The organism is Dietzia sp. CW19 (genome assembly GCF_014145265.1).
GTDB lineage: Bacteria > Actinomycetota > Actinomycetes > Mycobacteriales > Mycobacteriaceae > Dietzia > Dietzia natronolimnaea.
On the sequence record NZ_JAALEE010000272.1, the window covers coordinates 1 to 3,762 of the forward strand.

The following is a 3,762-nucleotide window of genomic DNA, read 5'->3' on the forward strand; positions in this document are numbered from 1 at the left end:
TCGGCGGTGCCGTGGTCCGCGGCGGAGGCCGTCCTGTCGGCCAGGCCGATCACCCCGCGGTGGACGAGCCCGTTGATCGACAACACGGCGATGAGGAGCACGAGACCCAGCGCCACGACGCGGGCGAGTGGGGCCGGGACGTGGGGTGCGGCGATCCGGGTCAGCGCCGCCGTGCCACGCCGGATCCCCCTGGCCGCCGCGAGGATGACCGTCGCGACCAGTAGTGACAGCACCAGGACGAGCAGGTAGTTGGCGCGGTCGATGCGCTCGACGCCGGCCAGGTCCCGGGTGATCTGCTGCCACCAGGACCCCAGGACCAGGAACGTCGGGACGGTCACCGCGGCCGTGACGGCCAGGGACCACCACCCGATCCTGCGCAGGCGGGCGGAATGGTCCGGGGAGACCCCGCAGGAGCGGACCGCCCATGCGATCACGCAGCCCAGACCGTACCCGGTCGCGAGGCTGATCCCGGTCGCCACGGCCTGCAGGGGCCACACCCGCGGCAACAGGGAGGGCGTCATGGACCACACGAAGAACAGCAGCGCGACGGCCAGTCCGACCGGGTGCAGGGAACGGGTGAAGCCGCGGATCGTCTCCGTCGACGGTGTCGTGGTCAAGACCGGTACAGGGGTGAGAAGACCGTGGCGGAGCGCCAGGCGCGTGAGCGGAGTCTATCCCCGCGCACGCGCCCCGAGGCTCAGCTCTCGAGGTGGAGCCCCAGTTCGCGCGCCGCGAGCGCGGCGTACTTGGAGGTCTGCTCGAACGCCGACTCCAGGGGGTTCGCGTCGGTGACGTCGGCGATCTCGTTCCACCGCTCGGCCACGACCTCGGGGGTGCGGGCGTTGTCCGGGAGGTAGACCCCGCGGCTCTCGACCATCTGGGAGACGGCGAACACGCCGGCGCCGGCACCGAGGATGGTCTTGGTGGGCGCGTCCTCGCTGACCATGAACAGGGCGCCGGGCGCGATGGTCTCCGGGCCCATGATGTCCAGGACCCGCTGTGGGAGCAGGTCCTCGGTCATGCGGGTGGCGGCCGTGGGGGCGATGGAGTTGACCTTGATGTTCTTCTTGGCGCCCTCGATGGCGAGCACGTTCATCAGGCCGACCAGGCCGGACTTGGCGGCGGCGTAGTTGCTCTGGCCGAAGTTGCCGTAGATACCCGAGGACGAGGTGGTCATGAGGATGCGGCCGTATCCGGCCTCGGCCATGTGGGGCCAGACGGCCTTGGTGCAGTTGACCGAGCCCATGAGGTGGACCTCGAGGACCTTGCGGAAGTCGTCGTTGTCCATCTTGGCGAACGACTTGTCGCGCAGGATGCCGGCGTTGTTCATGAGGATGTCGATGCGCCCCCACTTGTCGATGACCGAGGAGACCAGCGCGTCGACCGCGGCCTCGTCGGTGATGTCGTTGCCGTCGACCATGGCCTCGCCGCCGGTGGCGACGATCTCGTCGACGACGCGCTGGGCCGGGGAGGTGGTGCCACCCTCGCCGTGGACGTCGCCGCCGAGGTCGTTGACGACGACCTTGGCGCCGCGCTCGGCCAGGGCGAGGGCGTAGGCGCGGCCGAGGCCGCCTCCGGCGCCGGTGATGATCGCGACGCGGTCGGTGAAATCGATGGGATTGACCATGGGTGACTCCTGGTGTTGAGAGGGGGTCGGTTCAGTTGGTGGGTGGCTGTGCTGCGACGAGGCCGTGACTGCGCGGGGACCCTGTCGGCTCCGGGCTCCGGCTCACACACGGCCCCGCGGCAGGGGACGTGGTGGACCGGATCGCCCCGCGTCGGCTCCGGTCAGCCGAGCTCGCCGCGGACGTACGACTCGTAGGCCGGGAGGTCGAGGAAGCCGTGCCCGGACAGGCCGATCACGATGGACGGGCCCGTGCCCGCCTCCCCGGTGTGCCTGCGGGCCTCGTCGAACGCGCCGGCGAGGGCGTGGGTGGACTCGGGCGCGGGCACGATGCCCTCGGCCTTGGCGAACTCGACACCGGCGGCGAAGGCGACGTTCTGTTCCACCGCGATCGAGTCGAGCAGGCCGAGGTGCTTGACGTGACTGACGAGCGGTGCCATCCCGTGGTACCGGAGACCGCCCGAGTGGATGGGGTCCGGGACGAAGTCCTGGCCCAGCGTGTACATCTTCATGAGCGGGGTCAGTCCCGCCACGTCGCCGTGGTCGTATCGGAACTCGCCCTCGGTCATGGACGGGCAGGCGGTCGGTTCGACGGCCACGATCCTCGTCTGCGCCCCGGCCAGGTTCTCGCGGATGAACGGGAACGCCAGACCAGCGAGGTTGGAGCCGCCCCCGGCGCACCCGAAGACGAAGTCGGGCGCGGCCTCCCCGAACATCTCGAGCTGTTTGAGGGCCTCTTCGCCGATGATCGTCTGGTGCAGGCACACGTGGTTGAGGACGGAACCCAGGGAGTAGCGGGCCTCGGGGTCGCCCGCCGCCACCTCGACCGCCTCCGACACCGCCATACCCAGCGAACCGGGGGTGTGGGGGTCTTTGGCGAGGAAGGACCGGCCCGCCTCGGTCAGGTCGGAGGGGCTCGGGTGGACGGACGCGCCGAAGGTCTCCATGAGCATCCGGCGGTACGGCTTGGACTCGAAGGACGCCTTGACCTGCCAGACCTCCACCTCGATGCCGAAGGCCTGACCGGCGAACGCCAGCGACGCGCCCCACTGACCGGCGCCGGTCTCGGTGGTGAGCTTGGTGATGCCCTCCGCGGCGTTGTAGTACGCCTGGGCCACGGCCGTGTTGGGCTTGTGTGAGCCGACCGGGCTGGTGCCCTCGTACTTGTAGTAGATCCTCGCCGAGGTGCCGAGGGCCTTCTCGAGTCGGCGGGCCCGGATGAGGGGCGAGGGCCGCCACAGCCGGTAGATCTCCCGCACCTCCTCGGGGATCTCGACGTACCGCTCCCCGGTGACCTCCTGCTCGATGAGCGCCATCGGGAACAACGGCGCCAGGTCCTCCGGCCCGAGCGGCTCCTTCGTGCCCGGGTGCAGGTGCGGCGCCATCTGCTCGGGCAGGTCGGCCTGGATGTTGTACCAGTGGGTCGGCATCTCGCTCTCGGGGAGAAGTGCCTTGACCAGAGGTGCCGTGACCAGCGAACCGGATGCGGAGTGTGAACCGGATGCAGCGTCAGACGTCATATGGTGTCCTCGGGAGATGTGGGGAGGGGTGAGCCACACCTCATCTTAGGAGGTCGCGCCTCATGGGGAGGTGCGGGATCCGTTCATCCAGGTAGTCCGGTCCGCAACGGAGGAACCCGAACTGCTCGTACCACCCCTCGAGGTGGGACTGGGCGCCTATCTCGACGGGCAGCTCGCCGCACAGCTCGAGTCCGCGACGGATCAGGACACCGGCGATCCCCCGCCCTCGCCACCCGGGAGCCGTGCACACCCGGCCAAGGTGCATGACCCCACCGTGGACCCCCGACCCGAACACGCGCAGGGTGGCCACCAACTCGTCCGGACCGGATTCGGTGGCCGGAGCCCAGGCCAACAGGTGCGTGGTGCCGGGGTCGGCGTCGACCTCGTCGATCTCCGCGTACGGGCAGTCCTGCTCGGCGACGAAGACGTCCACGCGCAGCTTGTACAGCGCGTGGACGTCCAGCGGACCCAGCCCGGCCAAGGGAGAGGCGACGACTCTCCACGGAGAGTCGTGCTCACTCACCGTCTGCAGGTCAGGGCTTGTCGGCCGGGGTACCACCGGCCGGATCGTCGTCCGAGGGCTGCGGCGCGGAGCCGGCGGCCGCACCCGGCGCGGCG

At 70.1% G+C, this 3,762-nt stretch carries 4 protein-coding genes; all 4 read right to left on the reverse strand.

Features of this window, described 5'->3' with window-relative positions; genetic code table 11:
* A partial coding sequence (locus G6021_RS08870) for an alpha/beta-hydrolase N-terminal domain-containing protein (protein ID WP_277817932.1) occupies window positions 1–617 on the reverse strand: 617 nt, incomplete at its 3' end.
* Between the two features lie 80 nt (window positions 618–697).
* Window positions 698–1,627 carry an SDR family oxidoreductase gene (locus G6021_RS08875; protein ID WP_179524025.1) on the reverse strand — a complete coding sequence of 310 codons (930 nt, stop codon included), beginning with the start codon at window positions 1,625–1,627 and terminating at the stop codon, window positions 698–700.
* A 161-nt stretch (window positions 1,628–1,788) separates the two neighbouring features.
* Window positions 1,789–3,144, reverse strand: a complete 1,356-nt coding sequence (locus G6021_RS08880; RefSeq protein WP_182641096.1) for a TrpB-like pyridoxal phosphate-dependent enzyme — start codon at window positions 3,142–3,144, stop codon at window positions 1,789–1,791.
* 40 nt (window positions 3,145–3,184) lie between these two features.
* Entirely contained in the window at window positions 3,185–3,667 is a 483-nt protein-coding gene (locus tag G6021_RS08885; RefSeq protein ID WP_182641097.1) for a GNAT family N-acetyltransferase, read from the reverse strand.
* Window positions 3,668–3,762: the final 95 nt, after the last annotated feature.

What these genes read in the sequence shown, in the direction of transcription:
- G6021_RS08875 (WP_179524025.1), bottom strand. Translation starts at nt 1,627, where the DNA reads ATGGTCAATCCCATCGATTTCACCGACCGCGTCGCGATCATCACCGGC.
- G6021_RS08880 (WP_182641096.1), bottom strand. Translation starts at nt 3,144, where the DNA reads ATGACGTCTGACGCTGCATCCGGTTCACACTCCGCATCCGGTTCGCTG.